22 protein-coding genes are annotated in these 20,547 nt (G+C 69.1%); 13 read left to right on the top strand and 9 right to left on the bottom strand.

Annotated features, from left to right (window positions below; all coding sequences use genetic code 11):
- The first annotated feature begins 11 nt into the window (after positions 1-11).
- The 9 genes from lpdA (at position 12) to OG344_RS20735 (ending at position 8,097) form a co-directional block, all read left to right on the top strand.
- Positions 12-1,391, top strand: a complete 1,380-nt coding sequence (lpdA, locus tag OG344_RS20775) for a dihydrolipoyl dehydrogenase (RefSeq protein ID WP_405084507.1) — start codon at positions 12-14, stop codon at positions 1,389-1,391.
- Between the two features lie 31 nt (positions 1,392-1,422).
- Positions 1,423-2,877 (top strand): 2-oxoglutarate dehydrogenase, E2 component, dihydrolipoamide succinyltransferase, encoded by a 1,455-nt coding sequence (gene sucB, locus OG344_RS20770; protein WP_405084506.1) that lies wholly within the window; start codon positions 1,423-1,425, stop codon positions 2,875-2,877.
- A gap of 93 nt (positions 2,878-2,970) precedes the next feature.
- On the top strand, positions 2,971-3,864 hold the full coding sequence (locus tag OG344_RS20765; RefSeq protein WP_405084505.1) for a TIGR01777 family oxidoreductase: 894 nt from the start codon (positions 2,971-2,973) through the stop codon (positions 3,862-3,864).
- Positions 3,865-3,899: 35 nt separating this feature from the next.
- Positions 3,900-4,649, top strand: a complete 750-nt coding sequence (locus tag OG344_RS20760; RefSeq protein WP_327044969.1) for a peptidase E — start codon at positions 3,900-3,902, stop codon at positions 4,647-4,649.
- Entirely contained in the window at positions 4,646-5,350 is a 705-nt protein-coding gene (gene lipB / locus OG344_RS20755; protein WP_405084504.1) for a lipoyl(octanoyl) transferase LipB, read from the top strand. The genes OG344_RS20760 and lipB overlap by 4 nt, the downstream gene beginning before the upstream one ends.
- Positions 5,347-6,270, top strand: a complete 924-nt coding sequence (gene lipA, locus OG344_RS20750; RefSeq protein WP_327044967.1) for a lipoyl synthase — start codon at positions 5,347-5,349, stop codon at positions 6,268-6,270. The genes lipB and lipA overlap by 4 nt, the downstream gene beginning before the upstream one ends.
- 45 nt (positions 6,271-6,315) lie before the next feature.
- Complete coding sequence (locus tag OG344_RS20745; RefSeq protein ID WP_405084503.1) at positions 6,316-6,987, top strand: DUF4191 domain-containing protein; 672 nt, start codon at positions 6,316-6,318, stop codon at positions 6,985-6,987.
- 27 nt (positions 6,988-7,014) lie between these two features.
- Complete coding sequence (locus OG344_RS20740) at positions 7,015-7,824, top strand: class I SAM-dependent methyltransferase (RefSeq protein ID WP_405084502.1); 810 nt, start codon at positions 7,015-7,017, stop codon at positions 7,822-7,824.
- A 66-nt stretch (positions 7,825-7,890) separates the two neighbouring features.
- Complete coding sequence (locus tag OG344_RS20735) at positions 7,891-8,097, top strand: response regulator transcription factor (protein ID WP_405084501.1); 207 nt, start codon at positions 7,891-7,893, stop codon at positions 8,095-8,097.
- 30 nt (positions 8,098-8,127) lie between these two features.
- On the opposite strand, the gene OG344_RS20730 is transcribed toward OG344_RS20735, so the two are convergent.
- A complete protein-coding gene (locus OG344_RS20730; RefSeq protein WP_405084500.1) occupies positions 8,128-8,589 on the bottom strand; it encodes an RDD family protein in 462 nt (153 codons plus the stop codon).
- A gap of 131 nt (positions 8,590-8,720) precedes the next feature.
- Between OG344_RS20730 and OG344_RS20725 the strand changes: the two genes are divergently transcribed.
- Both OG344_RS20725 and glnA read left to right on the top strand, forming a co-directional pair.
- A complete protein-coding gene (locus OG344_RS20725) occupies positions 8,721-9,752 on the top strand; it encodes a hypothetical protein (protein WP_405084499.1) in 1,032 nt (343 codons plus the stop codon).
- Between the two features lie 172 nt (positions 9,753-9,924).
- The gene (gene glnA, locus OG344_RS20720; RefSeq protein ID WP_405084498.1) at positions 9,925-11,349 is read left to right on the top strand and encodes a type I glutamate--ammonia ligase; all 1,425 of its coding nucleotides are present in this window, start codon (positions 9,925-9,927) and stop codon (positions 11,347-11,349) included.
- Positions 11,350-11,393: 44 nt separating this feature from the next.
- On the opposite strand, the gene OG344_RS20715 is transcribed toward glnA, so the two are convergent.
- The 6 genes from OG344_RS20715 to OG344_RS20690 are packed head-to-tail and all read right to left on the bottom strand — an operon-like array spanning position 11,394 to position 15,057.
- Entirely contained in the window at positions 11,394-12,665 is a 1,272-nt protein-coding gene (locus OG344_RS20715) for a tyrosine-type recombinase/integrase (RefSeq protein WP_405084497.1), read from the bottom strand.
- Positions 12,662-12,862 (bottom strand): helix-turn-helix transcriptional regulator, encoded by a 201-nt coding sequence (locus tag OG344_RS20710; protein WP_405084496.1) that lies wholly within the window; start codon positions 12,860-12,862, stop codon positions 12,662-12,664. The genes OG344_RS20715 and OG344_RS20710 overlap by 4 nt, the downstream gene beginning before the upstream one ends.
- On the bottom strand, positions 12,859-14,283 hold the full coding sequence (locus OG344_RS20705) for a replication initiator (RefSeq protein ID WP_405089127.1): 1,425 nt from the start codon (positions 14,281-14,283) through the stop codon (positions 12,859-12,861). The genes OG344_RS20710 and OG344_RS20705 overlap by 4 nt, the downstream gene beginning before the upstream one ends.
- Before the next feature lie 2 nt (positions 14,284-14,285).
- The gene (locus OG344_RS20700) at positions 14,286-14,705 is read right to left on the bottom strand and encodes an HNH endonuclease (protein ID WP_405084495.1); all 420 of its coding nucleotides are present in this window, start codon (positions 14,703-14,705) and stop codon (positions 14,286-14,288) included.
- Positions 14,702-14,890: a hypothetical protein gene (locus OG344_RS20695; RefSeq protein ID WP_405084494.1), complete on the bottom strand. Its 189-nt coding sequence runs from the start codon at positions 14,888-14,890 to the stop codon at positions 14,702-14,704. Before OG344_RS20695 ends, OG344_RS20700 begins: the two co-directional genes overlap by 4 nt.
- On the bottom strand, positions 14,887-15,057 hold the full coding sequence (locus tag OG344_RS20690; RefSeq protein WP_405084493.1) for a hypothetical protein: 171 nt from the start codon (positions 15,055-15,057) through the stop codon (positions 14,887-14,889). The genes OG344_RS20695 and OG344_RS20690 overlap by 4 nt, the downstream gene beginning before the upstream one ends.
- Before the next feature lie 216 nt (positions 15,058-15,273).
- Between OG344_RS20690 and OG344_RS20685 the strand changes: the two genes are divergently transcribed.
- Both OG344_RS20685 and OG344_RS20680 read left to right on the top strand, forming a co-directional pair.
- Positions 15,274-15,627, top strand: coding sequence for a GntR family transcriptional regulator (locus OG344_RS20685; RefSeq protein ID WP_405089126.1), 354 nt, complete (start codon positions 15,274-15,276; stop codon positions 15,625-15,627).
- A 135-nt stretch (positions 15,628-15,762) separates the two neighbouring features.
- Complete coding sequence (locus tag OG344_RS20680; protein ID WP_405084492.1) at positions 15,763-17,283, top strand: peptide deformylase; 1,521 nt, start codon at positions 15,763-15,765, stop codon at positions 17,281-17,283.
- 1,713 nt (positions 17,284-18,996) lie between these two features.
- Here the strand turns inward: OG344_RS20680 and OG344_RS20675 are convergent.
- Positions 18,997-19,320: a tyrosine-type recombinase/integrase gene (locus OG344_RS20675; RefSeq protein ID WP_405084491.1), complete on the bottom strand. Its 324-nt coding sequence runs from the start codon at positions 19,318-19,320 to the stop codon at positions 18,997-18,999.
- Positions 19,321-19,649: 329 nt separating this feature from the next.
- Entirely contained in the window at positions 19,650-20,405 is a 756-nt protein-coding gene (locus tag OG344_RS20670) for a hypothetical protein (RefSeq protein ID WP_405084490.1), read from the bottom strand.
- Between the last annotated feature and the right edge of the window lie 142 nt (positions 20,406-20,547).

Genomic DNA, 20,547 nt, shown 5'->3' with positions numbered 1-20,547 from the left:
GGAGCATTCCAGTGGCTGATGGCAGCGGCCCCTACGACATCGTCGTCCTGGGTGGCGGTAGCGGTGGATACGCCTGTGCCCTCCGGGCGGCCGAGCTCGGCATGAACGTCGTCCTCATCGAGAAGGACAAGGTCGGGGGCACCTGCCTGCACCGCGGCTGCATTCCCACGAAGGCGCTGCTGCACGCGGCCGAGCTGGCCGACCAGGCCCGCGAGGGCGAGTCGTTCGGCGTGCGCACCCGGCTGGAGGGCATCGACGTCCCGGGCGTCCACGCGTACAAGGACAAGGTGATCGGGGGCCTCTACAAGGGTCTCGCCGGCCTCATCAAGAGCAAGAAGATCACCGTGGTCGAGGGCGAGGGCCGCCTGGCCGGCCCGGGCCGCGTGGCGGTCGGCGACCAGGTGTACGAGGGCCGCAACGTCGTGCTGGCGACCGGCTCGGTGCCGAAGTCGCTGCCCGGCCTCGACATCGACGGCGAGAAGGTGATCAGCAGCGACCACGCGCTGGTCCTGGACCGGGTGCCGTCCTCGGTGGTCATCCTGGGCGGCGGCGTCATCGGCGTCGAGTTCGCCAGCGTGTGGCGCTCGTTCGGGGCCGAGGTCACGATCGTCGAGGCGCTGCCGCACCTGCTGCCGCTGGAAGACGAGTCGAGCTCCAAGCTGCTGGAGCGCGCCTTCCGCCGCCGGGGCATCAAGTACGAGCTGGGCGCCCGGTTCGAGAGCGTCAAGACCACCGGCACCGGGGTCGTCGTCTCCCTGGAGAACGGCAAGACGCTCGACGCCGAGATCATGCTCGTCGCGGTCGGCCGCGGCCCGGTCTCGGCCGGTCTCGGCTTTGAGGAGAACGGCGTCTCGATGGAGCGCGGCTACGTGCTCGTCGACGAGTTCTGCCAGACCAGCGTGCCGGGCGTGTACGCCGTGGGCGACCTGATCCCCACGCTGCAGCTCGCCCACGTCGGCTTCGCCGAGGGCATCCTGGTCGCCGAGCACATCGCCGGCCTGTGCCCGGTCCCGATCGACTACGACGGCGTCCCGCGCATCACCTACTCCGAGCCCGAGGTCGCGTCGGTCGGCATCGCCACGTCCGTCGCCCGTGAGCGCGGCCACGACGTCGTCGAGCTGAGCTACAACCTCGCGGGGAACGGCCGGAGCAAGATCCTGCAGACCCAGGGCGAGGTCAAGGTCGTCGCCGAGCGCGACGGCCGGGTGCTCGGCGTCCACATGGTCGGCGGCCGGGTGGGCGAGCTGATCGCGGAAGCCCAGCTGATCTTCAACTGGGAGGCCACGGCCACCGACGTCGCCCAGCTGATCCACCCGCACCCGACCCAGTCCGAGGCCCTCGGCGAGGCGATGCTGGCCCTGGCCGGCAAGCCGCTGCACGTCCACAACTGAAGCCCTCCTAGCGAACGCGAGAGAAGAAACCATGCCGGTCTCCGTAACCATGCCCCAGCTCGGCGAGAGCGTTACCGAGGGCACCGTCACCCGCTGGCTGAAGAAGGAAGGCGAGCGCGTCGAGGCCGACGAGCCGCTGCTCGAGGTGTCGACGGACAAGGTCGACACCGAGATCCCTTCGCCGTCCGCCGGTTACCTGACCAAGATCATCGTGGCCGAGGACGAGACCGTCGAGGTCGGCGCCGAGCTCGCGCTGATCGACTCGGAGGCGGGCGCCGCTCCGGCCGCCGCCGAGGCCGCGCCGGCCGCGCCCGAGCCGGCCCCGCAGCCCGAGCCCGAGCCCGCGCCGCAGGCCGCCGCGCCCGCGCCCGCGCCGATCTCCTCGATCCCGCAGCCCGCGCCCGCCGTGGTCACGCCGCAGCCGGCCCCGCAGGCCCAGCCCGCCCCGCAGCCGCAGGCCCAGCCCGCGCAGCCCGCTCCGGCGGCCGAGCCGACCCCGCTGCCGTCGTCCGGCGAGAGCCCGTACGTCACGCCGCTGGTCCGCAAGCTCGCCGCCGAGCACGGCGTCGACCTCGACGCGCTGACCGGCACCGGCGTCGGCGGCCGGATCCGCAAGCAGGACGTGATCGAGGCCGCCCGCGTCCAGCGCGAGCAGGCCGCCGCCGCCCCGGCCGCCCCGCAGGCGGCGCCCGCCGAGGCCCCTGCCGCCTCTGCGGCCCCCGCCGCCGCGCCCGCCGCGTCGGAGGTGCGGGTCGACACCACGCTGCGCGGCCGCACCGAGAAGATGTCGCGCCTGCGGCAGACCATCGCCAAGCGCATGGTGGAGTCGCTGCAGGTCTCGGCCCAGCTCACCACCGTGGTCGAGGTCGACGTCACCCGCATCGCCCGCCTGCGCGACCAGGCCAAGGGCGAGTTCCTGCGGCGCGAGGGCGTCAAGCTGTCGTTCATGCCGTTCTTCGCGATCGCCGCGATCGAGGCGCTCAAGCAGCACCCGAAGCTGAACGCCACGATCAACAGCGAGACCAACGAGGTCACCTACTTCGACGTCGAGCACCTCGGTTTCGCGACCGACACCGAGCGCGGCCTGCTCGTCCCGGTGATCAAGAACGCCGGCGACCTCAACATCGCCGGGCTCGCCCGTAAGATCGCCGACCTCGCCGAGCGCACCCGCACCAACAAGGTGAGCCCGGACGAGATCACCGGCGGCACGTTCACGCTGACCAACACCGGCAGCCGGGGCGCGCTGTTCGACACGCCGATCCTCAACCAGCCGCAGGTCGGCATGCTGGGCACCGGCGCGGTCGTCAAGCGCCCGGTCGTCGTGGACACCCCGGAGGGCGAGGTCATCGCGGTCCGCTCGATGGTGTACCTCGCGCTCAGCTACGACCACCGCCTGGTCGACGGCGCCGACGCCGCCCGCTTCCTCACGACGATCAAGCGTCGTCTGGAGGAGGGCCGCTTCGAGGCCCAGCTCGGCCTGGCGTAGTTCCGCACCACGATTCCACACCGTGATTCCACACGGCGAAGCCGTCCCGCATCCCGCGGGGCGGCTTCAGGCGTATAAGGGGCTGTGGAGACGATGACGACAGTGGTGACCGGTGCGTCCGGTCTGCTCGGCTCGGCCCTGGTGAGCTCGCTGCGGGACGACGGGCACGAGGTGCGCCGCCTGGTGCGGCGCGAGCCCGCGGCGCCCGACGAGCGCTTCTGGGACCCGGCGGGCGGGGTGCTCGACCCGGCCGCCCTGGAGGGCGCCGACGCCGTCGTCCACCTGGCCGGGGCGGGGATCGGCGACCGCCGGTGGTCCGACGCGTACAAGCGGGAGCTGGTAGAAAGCCGGGTCTCCGGCACGCGGACGCTCGCCGAGGCGCTGGCCCGCGCGGACGGCGGGCCGCGTGTCCTGCTGTCCTCCTCGGCGATCGGCTTCTACGGCGACACGGGCGACCGGGCGGTGGACGAGTCCGCTCCGCCGGGAAAGGGCTTCCTGGCCGACCTGGTGCGCGCCTGGGAGGACGCCACGGCGCCCGCCGCGGAGGCGGGCCTCCGGGTGGCGCGGCTGCGCACCGGCATGGTGCTCAGCGGCCGGGGCGGCGCGCTCGCCCGGATGCTGCCGATCTTCAAGATGGGCGCGGGAGCCGTCCTCGGCAGCGGCAGGCAGTACGTGTCGTGGATCTCGCTGCCCGACTGGGTGGACGCGGTCCGCTTCCTGCTCTCCCGCGAGGACCCGTCCGGGCCGGTCAATCTGACGGCGCCCGAGCCGGTGACGAACGCCGACTACACCGCCGCGCTCGCGAAGGCGCTGAAGCGCCCGGTGATGCCGGTCCCGGCCCCGCGCCTCGCGCTGCGCCTGGCGCTCGGCGAGTTCGCCGACGAGGCCCTGCTCGCGGGCCAGCGGGTGCTCCCCCGGCGGCTCCTCGACGCAGGTCACCGGTTCGCCCATCCCGCCATCGGCGACGCCCTGGCCGCCGTACTCTGAAGAGTCAGTCGATCCGGACACGGAAGTGGTGGGGCATGAGCCGCATCGGGCAGTCGCACATCGTCGCCATCGGGGGCGGCTCGTTCCGGCAGTCGGAACGGTACGGGTTCATCGAGCCGACCGCACTGCTGCGTTACGTCCTCGACCTGACCGGGCAGGACCGGCCCAAGCTCGGGCTGCTCGCCACCGCCACCGGGGACGACGCCGACTGGCTGCTGAAGATGTACGGCGCGTTCGCCCGCTGGGACGTCGAGGTCAGCCACCTGACGGTGTTCCCGATGCCGAACGTCGCCGACCCCCGCGAGTGGATCCTGGAGCAGGACGCGATCTACGTGAGCGGCGGCAGCGTCGCCAACCTCGCCGCGCTGTGGCGGCTGCACGGCCTCGACGAGGCGTTCGCCGAGGCCTGGCGCGCGGGCGTGGTGCTGTCCGGGCAGAGCGCCGGGGCGCTGTGCTGGCACGTCGGGGGCAACACCGACTCGTTCGGGCCGAGGCTGCGGCCCTGGTCCGAGGGCCTGGCCCTGCTGCCGTACTCCTGCGGCGTCCACTACAACTCCGACCCGCAGCGCCGGGCGCTGCTGCACGAGTCGGTCGCCTCGGGCGAGCTGCCGGAGGGGTACGCCGCCGACGAGGGCGTGGCGCTGCACTACGTCGGCACCGAGTTCATCCAGGCCGTGACCACCGATCCCCGGGGGTGCGCGTACCGGATCGAGCGCGACGGGCCCTCCGTCAAGGAGCTGCGGGTCGAGCCCCGGCTGCTGGCCTCCACTACCCTGTCATCGTGAAGGGCTTGGCCATCGTCCGCCTGGGAGTGGACGTTCCGTACGAGCAGGTCTGGGCCCTGCAGCGGCGGCTGCACGCCCGCCGCGCGGCCGGCGAGATCTCCGACCTGTGCCTGATGCTGGAGCACGCCCCCGTCTACACCGCGGGCAAGCGGACCCTGCCGCACGAGCGACCGGCCGACGGCACCCCCGTCATCGACGTGGACCGGGGCGGGAAGCTCGCCTGGCATGGTCCGGGCCAGCTCGTCTGCTACCCGATCATCCGGATCACCGACGTCGTCTCCTACCTCCGGCTGCTGGAGGAGGTCCTGATGCAGGTCTGCGCCGACTTCGGGCTGACCGCGCGGCGGGTCGAGGGGCGCGGCGGGTTGTGGGTGCCCGGCGACCCGTCCCACGGGCTGCCCGACCGCAGGCTCGGCACGATCGGGATCCGGGTCGCCGGCGGGGTGACCATGCACGGCTTCGCGCTCAACTGCGCCAACGACCTGAGCTGGTACAACCGCATCACGGGGAACCTCACCGGGGACGACGCGGGGGTCACCTCGCTGTCGGCGGAGACCGGCAGGCGCATCACGGTCGACGAGGTCATGCCCTTCGCCGGCAAGCGCCTCGCCGAGGCGCTCGGCGAGGAGCCGTACGACCTGTACGAGGAGGACCTGGGCGAGACGGGCGAGGTCGGGCCGGGTAATAAGCTGGACTGGTGACGGTCGCTCCGGAAGGTCGAAAGCTCCTCCGCCTGGAGGTGCGCAACAGCCAGGTCCCCATCGAGAAGAAGCCGCCGTGGATCAAGACGCGGCTGCGCAACGGCCCGAACTTCACCGAGATCAAATCGCTGGTGAAGGGCGCGGGGCTGCACACCGTGTGCCAGGAGGCGGGCTGCCCCAACATCTCCGAGTGCTGGGAGGACCGCGAGGCCACCTTCCTCATCGGGGGTGACCAGTGCACCCGGCGCTGCGACTTCTGCCAGATCGACACCGGCAGGCCCGCGGAGTACGACAGGGACGAGCCGCGCCGCGTCGCCGAGTCGGTCCTCCAGATGGGCCTGCGCTACGCCACGGTGACCGGCGTCGCCCGCGACGACCTGCCCGACGGCGGCTCCTGGCTGTACGCCGAGACCGCCCGGCAGATCCACGAGATGGTCCCCGGCTGCGGCGTCGAACTGCTGGCGCCCGACTTCAACGGCGACCGCGGCCAGCTGGAGGAGGTCTTCTCCGCCCGGCCCGAGGTCTTCGCGCACAACATCGAGACCGTGCCGCGGATCTTCAAGCGGATCCGCCCGGCGTTCCGCTACGAGCGGTCGCTCGCGGTGATCACCATGGCCCGCGAGGCGGGGCTGGTCACCAAGTCGAACCTCATCCTCGGCATGGGCGAGGAGCGGGAGGAGATCGTCCAGGCGCTGCGCGACCTCCACGAGGCCGGATGCGACCTGGTGACGATCACGCAGTACCTGCGGCCCACCCCGCGCCACCACCCCGTGGACCGCTGGGTCAAGCCCGAGGAGTTCGTCGAGCTGCAGCGCGTGGCCGAGGAGATCGGCTTCGCCGGCGTCATGTCCGGCCCGCTGGTCCGCTCGTCCTACCGGGCCGGACGGCTCTACCAGCAGGCGATCGCCGCCCGTGCGTGAGTCTCGTTTTCATTAAGTCAGCTCGGCGTTTGTATCCTTCAGGACATGGCCAAAGACGCAGCGGCTCCGGGACGCCTCAAGCAGATCCGGATGGTCGCACAGATCATTCAACAGGCGAATCCGAAGGGCATGCCGATCGTCTACGCGTCGGCTGCGGGAACACTCGCCCTGTTCGTCGTCATCGGTGTGATCTTCGGCTGGACGTGGATCGTCTTCGGCGTCTTCGCCGCCGTCCTCGTGGGCATGTTCGTCTTCAGCCGTTACGCGCAGAAGTCGCAGTACTCCATGCTGCACGGGCGGCCGGGCGCGTCGTACGCGATCCTGCAGAGCCTGCGCGGCACGTGGTACGTCGAGGAGAAGCCGGTCGCGGTCAACCGCGACCAGGACATGGTCTTCCGGGTGGTCGGCTTCCCGGGGGTCATCCTGGTCTCCGAGGGCCCGCCGAACCGGGTCCAGCGGATGCTCGTCGCGGAGAAGAAGCGCGTGCAGCGCGTCGCCACCGACGTGCCGGTCTACGACATCCAGTGCGGTGACGCCGACGGCCAGGTCCCCCTGGCCAAGCTCCAGCGGCACATGATGAAGCTGCCCCGCAACCTCAAGAAGGGCGCGGTGTCCGAGGTCAACAACCGGATGCGCGCGCTCACCCCCGCCGTGCCGATGCCGAAGGGGCCGATCCCCAAGGGCATGCGCATGCCGCGCGGCCCGAAGATGCGCTGACGAGAACCGCTCGGAAGACGACGACACATGGACGGCGGACGGCGGCCGGTCTCCCGGTCGCAGACCTCCCGGGCCAACCGGGGCTGGTGGGACGGCGCGGCCGACGACTACCAGGCCGAGCACGGCGGGTTCCTGCGCGACGACGGCTTCGTCTGGTGCCCCGAGGGGCTCGACGAGGCCGGCACGCGCCTGCTGGGCGAGGTCGCCGGCCGCCGGATCCTGGAGATCGGGTGCGGGGCCGGGCAGTGCGGCCGGTGGCTGCTCGGGCAGGGCGCGACGGTCGTCGGCGCCGACCTGTCCCTCCGGCAGTTGCAGCACTCCCGGCGCATCGACATGGCGGCCGGGGTGAGGCTGCCCGTCGTGCAGGCCGACGCCGAGACGCTGCCGTTCGCGGACGGCTCCTTCGACCTCGCGTGCTCCGCCTACGGCGCCCTGCCGTTCGTCGCGGACGCCCGGGCGGTGCTGGCCGAGGTGCGCCGGGTGCTGCGTCCCGGCGGCCGGTTCGTGTTCTCCGTCAGCCACCCCGTCCGGTGGGCGTTTCCCGACGATCCAGGGCCGCGCGGCCTGACCGCCGACCGCCCCTACTTCGACCGGTCCCCGTACGTCGAGTACGACGACGAGGGTGAGCCGTCGTACGTGGAGCACCACCGGACGCTGGGCGACTGGGTCGGCCTGATCGCCGGCGTCGGCCTGACGCTGACCGCCCTGACCGAGCCGGAGTGGCCGCCCGGCCACGACCGCACCTGGGGCGGCTGGAGCCCGCTGCGCGGGCGCCTGCTGCCCGGCACGGCGATCTTCCACTGCGCCGCGCCCTTCCAGAGCGCCGCGCCCTTGTAGAGCACCGCGCCGTGCGCGCGGCAGGTCATCCGCGACTACCTCCAGCGCGCCCGCCAGGGCGAGCGGGTGCCGGACAGCATCCTGACGCCCCGCGAGGAGGAGATCGTCAAGCTCATCGCCGAGGGCAACTCCGCCAAGGAGATCGCGGAGACGCTCTACATCAGCGCGAAGACCGTCGACCGGCACCGCGCGAGCATCCTGCAGAAGCTCGGCATGCGCGACCGGCTCGACCTGACCCGCTACGCCATCCGGGCCGGCCTCGTCGAACCGTGACCGCGGGCCGCCCCCTTCCCGTACGGACGGTCAGAGGTTGACGACCACCGTGCCGGACGCGCGGTCGTGCAGGCCGCGCCGGTCGCGGTCCCAGATCAGGGCGGGTACGGCGAGGCACAGCAGGAACGTGCGGATCAGCACGCCCAGGAAGCGCGGGCGCCCGCCGTCGAGCCCGGCCACGCGGATGCCGAACAGCCGCATTCCCAGGGTCGTCCCGATCGTGCCGACCAGCAGGACGTACTCCGCGGCGAACACGCCGAGGCCGACCGCGCTCATGTCGGCGCCGCGGACGCGCAGCAGACCACCGGCGATGGCCCAGGTGCACAGGAGCCAGTCGACGACGACCGCGCCGAGCCTGCGCCCCCAGCCCGCGACCGCGCCGGGGCCGTGCTCCGGCAGGCCGAGCCGCTCGCCGGGGTAGCCGAGATCGATCCCGGCGGCGCGGGTGCCGCCGAGCCAGGTCTGCGTCCAACGCGGCTGCCGGTCACTCATGGTTCACCAGCGTATCGGGGAGGGTCACCGCCCTGGCGTGCGGCCGCGAAGCCGTCCATGATGGGGCAGGTCGGTCCCATCAAATGCCCTGTATGGTGGGCCATTTACGACTTAGGCGTTTGGAGGGAACCGTGCGGCCGGCGGACCCCGATGACATCGACGCGCGTTTCGAGGCGCTGGTCGCGCAGTTCGGCGAGGACGAGATCCGCAGCATGGTCACGGCGGCGGAGCGGGACCCCCTCACCCGCCGGGCAAGGCGGCGCCGCCTGCCGGCCGTGTTGGTGGCGATCGCCGCCGCCGTCCTCGTCGTGGGCCTTGTCGTCACCGTACGGCCCGACGCCCTGGAGCGACTGGGCGTCGGCGGCACGGCGCCCGGGGACGACGACCGGTTCGTCACCGGCGCGGTGGTCGCCCGGCCCGGCCCGGTGCTGACACCGATCCCCGACGGCGAGGAGGGCCTGGCCGACCTCGACCCGGCGCCCGCCGGTCCGTTCACGGGCACCCCGGCCGCCGGGTTCGCCGACGGCGAGGAGGGGCTGGTCATGCCGCCGGCGCGGAAACTGGGCGGGCTCACGGAGGACGAGGTCGGCCGCGCGCTGCTGCGGGTGCGGGGGCTGCTGTCGGCCGCGCACCTCGACCCCGCGACGGTCCGCGGCGGCCGGCCGGATCGGTTCGCCGGCCTGCTGCACCCCCGGCAGCGCAAGACGTTCCTGAGCGGGCTGGACGAGAGCGGGCCGTCCGGCACCCGCTCGTGGGTCTTCAGCCTCGCGCCCGGTGCGGCCGACCCGGCCGGGGACGTCGTGAAGGTCTCCGGGGCGATGACGGTCGGCGCGCGGACCGGCGGAGGCGTCCGGATCGAGGCCGACTACCTGTTCGTCCATCCCGTCACCCGGCCCGGTGACTCCCTGACCGTGACGAGGGTCGTCGAGCACCACAGGAGCGAGTTCGCCGCCTACCGGGAGGGCGGGAGGCTGGTCGTCTGGCTGGACGGCGACCGGTCGGCGCTGTTCGGCGCGAGCTGCGACACGGGCGACGGGTTCGTCCATCCGTACTTCCCCGGCGACCCGCGCGAGGCGCGGCCCTCCGGCGAGCCCGTCAACCCGTACGATCGCGCCTCAGCGGTCTCGCGGCGACCGGCATGTCCGGCCGCGTATGCCACCTGACCTGCGAGAAGGTCGTACGATGGAGACTGGGGACGAGCGAGGCCGGTGTTCACACGGCGGCCGCCCGGGTAGCGCTTTCCCTTAACACGCGCGAAACAATCGAGACATGGGGCGGAAACGGCATCGGCCTATTTTCGGGTTGCGCTAGCCCATGCCCCTGGGAGGTTCGAGAGTGTTCAACTCCGCCGATGACGTCCTCAATTACATTCGGGACGAGGGTGTGCAGTTCGTTGACGTCAGGTTCACGGACCTGCCGGGGACGACGCACCACTTCACCTTCCCGTCCGAGAACTTCGGTTCCAATGTCTTCACCGACGGCCTGATGTTCGACGGATCGTCGATCCGTGGTTTCCAGGCCATCCACGAGTCGGACATGCTGCTGCTGCCCGACCCCACAACGGCGGTGATCGACCCGTTCCGTCAGCACAAGACGCTGAACATCAACTTCTTCGTGCACGACCCGCTGACCGGCGAGGCCTACAGCCGTGACCCGCGCAACGTCGCGCGCAAGGCCGAGGAGTACCTCAAGGGCACGGGCATCGCGGACACCGTCTACTTCGGCCCCGAGGCCGAGTTCTACATCTTCGACGACGTCCGCTTCGAGACGCGCCAGAACGCCGGCTACTACTACATCGACTCCATCGAGGGCGCCTGGAACACCGGCAAGGCCTCCGAGGGCGGCAACCTGGGTTACAAGCCCCGCTACAAGGGCGGCTACTTCCCGGTCCCGCCGATGGACCACTTCACCGACCTGCGCTCGGAGATGGTCCGCAACCTCATCGAGGCCGGCATCGAGACCGAGATGCAGCACCACGAGGTGGGCACCGCCGGCCAGGCCGAGATCGACTTCCGGTTCGGGACGCTGCTCCAGACGGCCGACAAGCTGATGCTGTACAAGTACATCATCAAGAGCACGGCCATCCAGGCGGGCCGCACGGTCACGTTCATGCCCAAGCCGATCTTCGGTGACAACGGCTCCGGCATGCACTGCCACCAGTCGCTGTGGAAGGACGGCGAGCCGCTGTTCTACGACGAGGTCGGCTACGCCGGTCTGTCGGACACCGCGCGCCACTACATCGGCGGCCTGCTCAAGCACGCCCCGTCGCTGCTCGCCTTCACCAACCCGACGGTGAACTCCTACCACCGCCTGGTGCCCGGCTACGAGGCCCCGGTCAACCTGGTCTACTCCCAGCGCAACCGGTCGGCCTGCGTCCGCATCCCGATCACCGGGTCGAACCCGAAGGCCAAGCGCATCGAGTTCCGCGTGCCGGACCCGTCCTGCAACCCGTACTTCGCCTTCGCCGCCATGCTGATGGCCGGCATCGACGGCATCCGCAACAAGATCGAGCCGCCGGAGCCGGTCGACAAGGACCTGTACGAGCTTCCGCCCGAGGAGGCCCGCAACATCCCGCAGGTGCCGGGCTCGCTGGAGAAGGTGCTCGACGCGCTCGAGGCCGACCACGACTACCTGCTGGAGGGCGGCGTGTTCACGCCGGACCTCATCGAGACCTGGATCTCCTACAAGCGCGAGAACGAGGTCGACCCGATCCGCCTCCGCCCGCACCCGCACGAGTTCGAGCTCTACTACGACGTGTGATCCGCTGAGCTGTTGACCTGGAGGGGAAGCCGAACGACCCCCACTCAGGGCACATCCAGGGCACTCGCGTCCGCAGGGAGGCCATCGGCCGGCGCCCCACCAAAGGCACGGTCGATGGCCTTTCGCATGCGCTCCTCGCCCGACGGCATCAGGTGTGTATACGTCCGGAGGGTGAACCCGGGGTCATGATGACCGAGGAAGTCGGCGAGGCTGCGCACATCGACGCCGTCCGCGAGCAGCGCGCTCGCGAAGTGATGCCGAAGCGCGTGGAAACCGTCCTCTCGGCTTTCCGCCCACTGCCGCGACGGCCCACGCCGTTCCGGGATCACCCCAACCGCTTCAAGGCCAGGCTTCCAGACGAACGAGTTGAAGTAGTTCCGGTTCATCGCCTTGCGCTCGCGCGAGGTGAAGACGAGCTGGGCCGTGACCGGCTTCCCTGCCGGTTCCTTCCAGGGCAGCGTCACGATGACAGGTGGGTGTTCGGCGATGTGCGCCGCCAGCCGAAGCGCCACCGACTCAGGCAGCGGGACATCCCGCGGCTTACCGCCCTTCGGCGGCGCGAAGCACAGCTTGGCTCCCACGATCTTCACCTGACGCACAACATGGACGACGCCCGGCAGGAACTCGATGTCATCAACGGCCAGGCCGAACACCTCACCCTGCCGCAGGCCGAGACCGGCCCCTAGGTCGACCGTCGTCCGATAGCGGGCCGGTAGCGCTGCCCGCACAGCCTCAACCCGATCTCGGGACCATGGCCGGATCTTTTTACGGGTGGGAGCAGGAGGCTTGACCGAGCCGGACCGACAGGGGTTTTTGACGATCAGCCCGTCGTCTACCGCCGCCGTCAGGACTGCCGAGAGGTTGGCGAAGACGGTCCGGACGTAGTTCGGCGCCAGCGACTTCTGGAGCCCGCGTGTCCACCCCTGAATCACCGAAGGCCGAAGGGACCGCAGCTCTCGCCCGCCGAGCTCTGGGTACACGTGCAGCCGGAAGCGCAGCGCTACAGCCTCGCGCGTTGACTCCTCAAAGGTCTGAGCGGCGAGCCACTTGTCTCCGTACTCCCTGAGCGTGATCTTTCCCGCGCTCGGGTCTATGTACGTACCTGCCGCAAGGTCCGATTGCACCTTGGCGTCGAATCGGTCAGCGTCCGCCTTCCGCTCGAAGTTCTTCTTACGCTGCTGGCCGGCATCGTCTCTCCATCGGACCTGCCACCGCTCCCCTACCCCATGCTCAGAAGTCGGTGCCTTCTTGTGCTCCGAGCAGCGCGCGTCACCAGGTCGCGGACGTGACTTGTGCCAGCGGTCATAGACCGTCATGTCTGCTCCCGCACCCAGGCACGAACGTCCTCCGGAAGGTAGCGGAGGTGACGACCGATGCGACGGCCCTTGGGACCGACGCGACGGTGACGCCAGGCGTAGACCGTGGCCACGGGCACGCCGAGGAACCCCGCCACGTCCTCGACGCTCCACAGCCGGTCATCTTCGGCGGCAAAGGTTGCCTCTTTCCTGGTCATGCGGCGGCTCCGGGAGCACGAGCAGGCCAGCGGGAGCGGCGGCGTTCCTCGCGTTCCTCGCGGATGAGCTGGGCGACGTAGAGGTCTGCGGGGTGGGTGTAGCCCTGACCGGCGTAGCGCCAGGAGCCGACGACGAGCGTGGAGTCATCGGCGGGCTCGCCGGTCAGGGTGTCGTGTCCGTGTTCGCGGGCTTGGCGGGCGCGAAAGGAACGCCTCGCATCGCGCAGCTTGCCCAGGGTGGTCGAGTAAGAGCCGGACTTGGTTGAGAAGTGGCCCCGGAAGCCGAGCATGTGCGCCCACCCCCGCAGCCGCAGCGGCTTGAGCTCGTCCAGGTCGCCGAGCCGCCAGCAGGTTTCGATCAGCCGACGCTGATGAGCGGTCAGCGTGACCGCGTTCAGGTCCGACAGGTCCTTGATCCGGCGATCCACGGTCCCTTCGGTGGTCGCGCCTTTGGTTGCGTACTTGGCGATGTAGCCCGCCACCTGCGCTTCGGTCAGCGCGTCTTCGGTCAGTTCCCCCGTGACGATCGGGGTGATGTCGATCTGCGGGCCGAACACCATGCGACGCGCCCCGCCCACCTGCGCACAGTCCGGGGAGTCCACATGGACGCTGGCCGCAGCGGTGCGGGCCGCACGGTCGAGGAGATCCACCGTGGCCCAGTCCGGTGGCGGCAACGGCGTGCCGTCCTCGGTGCGGCCGTCGAGCCGGACTACGGCGTGAAAGTGGACGACGCCCCGGGCTTGGTATTCGGCGACCTTGGCGAAGCTCACGCGGACGTGGGCGTTGAAGGCTTTGGCGGTCATGCCCGCCGCGTAGGCCAGTTCGCGGCGCAGGTAGATGGTGAAGCGGCGCCATAGGTCCGGGGCGTGGGCGTTCCACAGCGCGTGGCCGTCGTAGTCGTAGCACTCCGGACACAGCGGTTGCCCGATCTCCGGGGCGTCCGGCCCGTGCCGCTCGGTGCAGGACAGCGGTGTGCCGTGCGGGCAGGTGCCGGCGGATCGGCGCGGGCGGCACGGCAGGACGGTTCCGTCATCCTTGGTGCGGTGGGCGTGGACCGGCCCGAACGACGGCGCGGTCAGCGTGACCAGCGCGCGGGGATGCTCACGCACCGTGTCCGGGACGCCCTTGTCGCCGCCGAGCAGACCGGCGCGGATCAGGTGGAAGGTGTCGGCCCGGTAGACCTCCGAACACGACGGGCACCGCGACGCGCGCCGGTTGCCGCAGGCCACCAGCAGGACGCCGCCGATCTCACGCTGGGTGCTGTAGACCTTCTGCTTGACGCCGTCGGGATCGACGCGGGACAGCTCACCGCGCACCCGGATCGGCTGGGAGCAGCCGCCGAGGCGGGACAGGTCGCGGTAGCGCCGCTTGAGCCCGCCGACGAGGGAGAAGTACCGGGAGATCTCCGGATCAACGGCCATGCTCACGCGCTCACCCCCGCACGCAGCCAGCGGCGGCCCCCGACGCGGCGGGAGGGCAGAGCCACCCGCGCGAGGACGGTGCGCAGGCAGCCGAGCAGGGTCGGGCGGGGGCGAAGGCCCGGGGCGAAGCGGCCGACCGGGCGAAGCAGGGCTTGCGGGAGCATCGCGGCCTTGGCCCGGTTGCACGGGTAGCAGGCAAGCACCAGGTTGGCGAGCTTCCAGCCGGGGATCTGCACCTGCGGGATCAGGTGATCCAAGGTCGCTTCCGCCACGTCCGCGAACGGCGTGCCGCAGTAGAAGCAGCGCGCACCGTCGCGCTTGGCCAGAGACCGGCGGATCTGGCGGCGCCGCTCAGCGGTCGGCCGGTTGTGTCCCCCGCCCGCTTGGCCGAGCCGAGGAGCGGGGGTCAGGGTGGCGGTCATGCCGCCCCCCTACGGTCGTTGTCCCGGCGGGAGGCGTTGCCCTGCTTCCAAGCCAGGTACTCGGCGTACTCGGGATCGTGAGCGAGACCGCCGGGCGCGTCCACGAGCGTGGCGACGCGCTTGGTGGTCGTAGGGGCCGCGACGACCACGGTCTCTTCGGTGAAGGTGATCCGGCGCATGCTCATGCGGCCTTCCCCGACCACCGCTTGCCCGCCGGGCACCAGCAGGCGACCCGGTCATAGGGCTGGTTCTCCTCATCGACCACGAACAGGTAGCCGTAGCCGTTGCAGCAGTGTGGACCGCTGATGATGTAGGTGGGTTCCGCGGACCTCTGGGTACGCTTGACACGCATCGTGAAGGCTCCAAACTCTCGATGCTCTGGCCTCAGCGGGTGGCACCCCGCTGGGGCCTTCTGTTTCTCCGAGGCAACTCCGAGCTACCTCGTACACATAGTGCACATAGTGTCGATAGAGTGTCAAGCATTGAAGCGCCATCTGTCGTGAGGCAGGCTGTTGTACTAAGTGCGTCAAGACTTGCGACCGCCAAAGGATGTGCCGCCGTGACCGCGATGTCAGGAATCCCCGCGTATGTGCAGGTGGCGGAGGACCTCCGCTTCAAGATCCGGCAGGGAGTCTTTCCGCCCGGCTCGCAGCTTCCGTCTATGACACAGCTCAGGGAGTCGTACACCGTTTCGAGCACGGTCATCCGCTCAGCGCTCAATGAGCTGCGACGAGATGGCTTGATCGTCGGGCAGCAAGGTAAGGGCGTCTTTGTCCGCGAGCAGCCCGAGGATGACGGCTCCACACAGGAGATCACCGAGCTACGCCGGCGGCTTGACGACCTGACCGAGACCGTACGCCGTTTGGACGACCGGCTAACGATGGTCGAACACGTAGCCGAAGGCGCAGCGGGCCGAAGCTGACTCATTCGACGGCCGATCCATGGTGGCTTGCTCATAGCCACCAGGAAACCCGGGCACAGGTAGTTGCCAACAGGGTGATCACCCGTCAACCCGGATTCACTCACATTCACTCAACCGAGCAGAGGACGTGAGCACATGGATCATGGCAAGGACGATGCGGCCCAACAGGCCGCCAGTGCTCTCATAGCCGAGCTACGGCACTGGCGAGAAGTAGCGGGCGTGTCGCAAAAGGCTCTAGCGAAGCTAGTTGGCTACACCCCCTCATACATCAGCAAGATAGAAAGCGGATCACTTATCCCTAGCCGCGAGTTCGTTGAGAGCGCGGATGAGCATCTACGGACAGGGAATGCCTTGCTTCGCCGTTGGAAGGCCCTTCGTGATGCAGGGGCCGAGAACCGAGGTGAAAGGCATCAAGGCAGCATATCTGGTGATGATCCGCAGGCCGCGCCGGGAAACTCTCTGATTGTCGAGCACGAAAAAGCTGAACTCGCATTCCGTGACGGCATGTTCAAGACGTGCATTCGTAGGCATTTGCAGAATGCAGGCAACGAGCCCGTCACGCAATATCTTATCCGCATAGCAGTTGACCGGTACCCGGGTGATCCTGAGCGTTCCAATAGGCTCTACAGAGAGTTTCCCCTTACGTGGGAAGAGATCGGGCTCTCGGCAGTATGTCAGGGTGAGCCGATGACATGGAGAGCCAAGCACGATCGAGATGCGTTCAAAGAGGTCTGGTTACTCTTCGAAAACGGCGACGAGCGGTTTCCGCTATACCCCGGACAAAGCACCTGGATCGAGTACGTCTACACCGTTAGCGCGGACAAGTGGGGACCGTGGTGGACGCGTGCCATCAGGCTTCCCACTAAGCGGCTGAGCATGACACTCGACTTCCCCGCCGAGATGCAACCTAGCGTTTGGGGAATCGAGACCTCGATGACTGCCGAAGCTTCGCCATTCAAGACACCGATCAATCGTGCAAATTCAAGCGACCGAGTGATTTTCTCCTGGTCCGCTGACTCTCCACCCTTGCATGCCAGGTACAGAATCGAATGGAAGTTTAAGAACGAGATAGCCAGAGAGGTTGATGCGATGAAGACACTTGCGCCGAGCGAGCGAATGCAGTCCCTCGGTATTGCTCAGGAAGGGGAAACCGTACTCTATGAGGTTTCTCGCCGCTTCGATCTGCCGACAGAGGCAGAAGACGCGAGACGAGTAGTCTCCCAACTGGTCTCAACGATGGAACGAGTTGCCCAGGCTCATACCTTTGCTAAGGGTATGGGCGTAGCCGCACCTCAGATCGGTATCAGTAGGGCCGTAGCAGTTGTGCGGACACCCGACGGGGAAACGATCACTCTGATTAATCCTCGCATAATAGACGAGTCAACCGAGATGGACGAGCAGTACGAGGGATGCCTCAGCTTCTTCGACGTACGGGGAATGGTCCCGCGACCGGTTTGTATCGAGGTGGAACACCAAGACGTAGACGGGAACACGCATATCACGATGTTCGACGGCCCGATCTCCCGCTTGGTGAATCACGAGATAGACCACCTGTTCGGGCAGCTCTATCGGGCAAAGATGAGGCCGGGAGTCGAGCCGATCCCCGTCTCTCAGTACAAGGGCACCGGCCAGCCTTGGACCCAAGGCAGGACGTAGCGACCGACCCCGTGTTACGACTTCGCTTACGTCTTCAAGCCGCCTTCGGCGGGGAGCGGTGGGAGGGGGAAGGAAGGCGCCACGGGGAGGATGCGCGAGGGAGCGGCGGGCTCGACGATCCGAGACAGAAGGCGGGCCACCAATAGGAGGACCCGCCGGGGAAGGGATCGGCAGAGAAGGGGCTGTTTCCTGAGCTGCCTTCCAGTGACACCGTGAGGGGGGTCGAACGATGGGGGGAGCACACCGCAGCCCGGGAAGCCATCACGGCCCGCACTTCCGAGGGGGAAGGCACGCAGACACAGGGTGTGATTTCCGCTGGGGCGCGCGCCCGCCCCGCCGGCGGGCTGCGGCTCTCCGGCCGGTCCCGCCGGCAGGCGGCGCGCACCCTGCGCCGACAAGCGGCGCGGTGTTTGACCGATGGCGGCAAGCGGCAATGTGCGGAAAGTGATCTCTCTCCCCGAGGTGGTGAACGGTCGTTGGGTCACGAGCGGCACCACGATGCCGAAGAACCCGGAGACCAGGGGGCGACGCTGGCAGACGGGAGAAGAAGGGAAGAGAGAGCGGAGGGGAACGGACGGAAGGAGCAAGGGCAAGGACCTTGGGGCGCTGCCCCAAACCCCGGGGCCTCCGACTCCGAGAGCCAGAGGGCCGCGCACGGATCACGCCGTAGGTGGCTGGGGTGGAAGCCTGATCGCTCGCCTGCCATCGACCCAGGCAGAGCCCAGCAGCCCGGCTCCTCCAGGTCAAGCCCAGCCGTGCGGGCAGGGCAACCAGCGCGCGAGGAAGGTCACCGGGAGCAGGTACACGCGAGGCAGGGCTTGACCCTCCGTCCCCGGCCCGCTGTCGCTTCGCGATGGGTCGAGGGCAGACGAGAGATCAGGACAAGGCGAGCGCGCGGAGACCGCACAACGGATGGCGCAGGGCATAGTTGCAAACACGACCCCTTGACCCGGGGTCAAGTGCGCTGCCAGACTGCGCGACGTTCCGGCGCTCCCGAAACCTCGGGACCGCGCAGCTACCTTATCGCAGGTCCACTTCGCGAGTGGCACGCATCTTCGCGTAGAGAACCCTGGCGATGGGAGTGAGCGAGTTCCACCGGGCCATAACTGCTGTTTCGCTCAGTGACGAGTCTTTCCACAAGGCATCTAACAGATCGTCCCCGTACAGGCCGTCGTATCGAGATGGGTCGAACTCCTGGAACAACTCCTTGTGCGCGGTCCACGAAGCGTCCATGCCCCATTTGTGCACGGGGATGCGGTCCTTATAGTCGTGGCAGTCGAGGCATGTCGGCACGACTCTCGTACCGCCCGCCGACCTTGGGACCGGAAAGTGGTCATGCTCGTGCCGCCCTAGTTCGGTCTCGCAGTAGAAGCACAGTCGACAGGAGCATTTTTGGGACCTGCGGCGCAACTCGCTCGGCTTCACGGCTACCCTCCAGACACCCGCGTGACTCGAAGCAGGCTATACGAGGGCACTGACATTCTTTAGGCGGGCGAGACCTATCAGGCTCGCAGGGCACAGCCAGGGCACACGAGCGCCAGAAGCAGCGCGAAATGATGAGAACCAGCGAACACTGAAAGCCCAGCTCACGGTATGAGCCGGGCAATCGCCCCAGGCCAGCCGCTAGGACGAATCAGATCTACGACGTGTGAGCCCCTGAGCTTCTGACCTGTGTGCCCTGGCGGTTGAGCCGCCAGGGCACACACAGGGCACTCAGGCCTCCCGCGAAAGGCCGTCGACCGTCCCGCCGTTGAGGGCACGCTCGACGGCCTTTCGCCTGCGCTCCTCCACCGACGGCATGAAGTGTGTGTAGGTCCGCAGCGTGAACCCGGGGTCCTCGTGGCCGAGGAACTCGGCGAGGCTGCGGATATCGACGCCGTCCGCCAGGAGAACGCTCGCGAAATGGTGCCGCAGGGCGTGAAACCCCTCCTCCCTGCTCTCGGTCCATCTGCGCGTGCCCGTCTCACGGACCGGGATGACTCCCGCGGCTTCGAGGGCCGGCTTCCAGGTGAACGCGTTGAAGTAGTTCCGGTTCATCGCCTTGTGCTCCCGCGAGCCAGAGGTACTCCGGTCAGCGCGGCGGCTGGGGGGGGTGTTGCTGGCCAGAAGATTGTTGACGGGGCCAGCGAGCAGGGAGGTCAAAGTTTTCGAGCCCAGTGTTCTAGTTGGGCGTCGGTCGAGGGTGCCGACGCGTTCGGCGGCCTTGGTGGCGACTAGTCGGCGACGGTCTGGTCGGAGAGTTCGCCGTTCATGGTGATCGGCCTGGTGTCGATCTGGGTGCCCCAGCGCAGCACGCGGGCGGGTTCGTCGGACCCAGCCGTCGGTTTCGATACGCGCCTGCGGCGCTACTCGACCCACGCAGAACGTCAGCCGAGCGCGAGCGACACCCCTGCCACGACGGTGTACGCCGTCACCGCGGCCAGGATGATCGCGAGCGTGCGCCAGCTCTCGCGGGCGCGGAGGCACTGCGCCCCGCCGAGCGCGAATGCGAGGCCGAGCAGCACGAAGCCGATGACGTCGTCCTCGCGCGGGTTCTCGGTGATGCCGCCGGCGAGCCGCCAGACGATCGCGCCGACCGCGATGAGGGCTCCCGCGACGACGAGCGCCCAGAGCGCCGCGAGGAGCAGCCCGCGCGGTCGGTCCTCCGACGCGACACCGCCCGCGGGCAGGCTGCGGCGGTCGGGCGCGAGGAGCACGGTCGGCACGACGAGCAGCGCGAGCCATCCGACCGCGAAGATCGCGGCGCCGACGAGGTCGTGACCCTGGATGACCGACGAGACCACGCTGGTGATGCCCAACGCCGCGAGCATCGCGACGAACCAGGCGGTGAGCGCCGACCGCCGGCGCGGCAGTACGGCGAGGACGATGCCCGCGGCGCCGACCGCGCCCATGGCCGCGGCGCTCACGGTGTCGGCCGTCCGGTGCAGTTCCGGCGTGCGGGTCCAGCCGTGGTCTGTGGTGTCGGCGAAGCTCACCCACGGCGTGAGGATCGACAGCCACACGCCGAATCCGACTATGAGCAGCAGCGCGATCGCGGCGACGATGATGCGGAACGCGATGTGGCGACGGACTCGCGTGGGTGACGCGGGTGCGGATTGAAACGCTTCGGCGGACAGGGACATGGGATCTCCTTCGGATCATGAACTGGTGGACTGGGTCGTGCTCGACCAGCGTCGCGGCGCGGGGGCGCCCCGGGACAGGGCGAGGGAACCCGTCGACTCGGGCGATGTGCCCGGCCGAACGGGACACTGGCCCGTGGCGTCC

The sequence above is a fragment of the Microbispora sp. NBC_01389 genome, assembly GCF_045040095.1.
Lineage (GTDB): Bacteria > Actinomycetota > Actinomycetes > Streptosporangiales > Streptosporangiaceae > Microbispora.
This window is presented reverse-complemented; position numbering and strand designations above follow the sequence as displayed.

Bases quoted from the DNA above. Each gene is read 5' to 3' on its own strand.
- sucB (WP_405084506.1), top strand. From the start codon at position 1,423: ATGCCGGTCTCCGTAACCATGCCCCAGCTCGGCGAGAGCGTTACCGAG.
- OG344_RS20765 (WP_405084505.1), top strand. From the start codon at position 2,971: ATGACGACAGTGGTGACCGGTGCGTCCGGTCTGCTCGGCTCGGCCCTG.
- OG344_RS20760 (WP_327044969.1), top strand. From the start codon at position 3,900: ATGAGCCGCATCGGGCAGTCGCACATCGTCGCCATCGGGGGCGGCTCG.
- OG344_RS20745 (WP_405084503.1), top strand. From the start codon at position 6,316: ATGGCCAAAGACGCAGCGGCTCCGGGACGCCTCAAGCAGATCCGGATG.
- OG344_RS20740 (WP_405084502.1), top strand. From the start codon at position 7,015: ATGGACGGCGGACGGCGGCCGGTCTCCCGGTCGCAGACCTCCCGGGCC.
- OG344_RS20730 (WP_405084500.1), bottom strand. From the start codon at position 8,589: ATGAGTGACCGGCAGCCGCGTTGGACGCAGACCTGGCTCGGCGGCACC.
- OG344_RS20715 (WP_405084497.1), bottom strand. From the start codon at position 12,665: ATGACGGTCTATGACCGCTGGCACAAGTCACGTCCGCGACCTGGTGAC.
- OG344_RS20710 (WP_405084496.1), bottom strand. From the start codon at position 12,862: ATGACCAGGAAAGAGGCAACCTTTGCCGCCGAAGATGACCGGCTGTGG.
- OG344_RS20705 (WP_405089127.1), bottom strand. From the start codon at position 14,283: ATGGCCGTTGATCCGGAGATCTCCCGGTACTTCTCCCTCGTCGGCGGG.
- OG344_RS20700 (WP_405084495.1), bottom strand. From the start codon at position 14,705: ATGACCGCCACCCTGACCCCCGCTCCTCGGCTCGGCCAAGCGGGCGGG.
- OG344_RS20695 (WP_405084494.1), bottom strand. From the start codon at position 14,890: ATGAGCATGCGCCGGATCACCTTCACCGAAGAGACCGTGGTCGTCGCG.
- OG344_RS20690 (WP_405084493.1), bottom strand. From the start codon at position 15,057: ATGCGTGTCAAGCGTACCCAGAGGTCCGCGGAACCCACCTACATCATC.
- OG344_RS20685 (WP_405089126.1), top strand. From the start codon at position 15,274: ATGTCAGGAATCCCCGCGTATGTGCAGGTGGCGGAGGACCTCCGCTTC.
- OG344_RS20680 (WP_405084492.1), top strand. From the start codon at position 15,763: ATGGATCATGGCAAGGACGATGCGGCCCAACAGGCCGCCAGTGCTCTC.
- OG344_RS20675 (WP_405084491.1), bottom strand. From the start codon at position 19,320: ATGAACCGGAACTACTTCAACGCGTTCACCTGGAAGCCGGCCCTCGAA.
- OG344_RS20670 (WP_405084490.1), bottom strand. From the start codon at position 20,405: ATGTCCCTGTCCGCCGAAGCGTTTCAATCCGCACCCGCGTCACCCACG.